Annotated in this window: 1 protein-coding gene; it reads right to left on the reverse strand. The window is 68.4% G+C overall.

The window, feature by feature from the left end:
• Window positions 1–234 (reverse strand): hypothetical protein (locus SB658_RS27710; RefSeq protein ID WP_410603794.1); only part of this gene is annotated, 234 nt, incomplete at both ends.

The following is a 234-nucleotide window of genomic DNA, read 5'->3' on the forward strand; positions in this document are numbered from 1 at the left end:
GGGCCGGTCCGATGCCCCAGACCAGGCCGCCGGCAGTCGGCTGCTTCGGCGAGAAGAACAGGCTCTGGGTGATGTCGCCCAGGCCGGCCTGGTCCGTGCCGGGTACGACGTCCTCCTGGTAGGTGACCGGCAGGATGGTGCGGGAGATCAGGTTCCAGTGCTCGGAGATCGAGAACGGCGCGACCGGCTGGATGTTCAGGGTATGCCGGTAGCCCTCCTCGCCCCAGGTCTGGT

This window comes from Bacillus sp. SIMBA_008 (genome assembly GCF_046535495.1).
Taxonomy (GTDB): Bacteria; Bacillota; Bacilli; order Bacillales; family Bacillaceae; genus Bacillus; species Bacillus subtilis.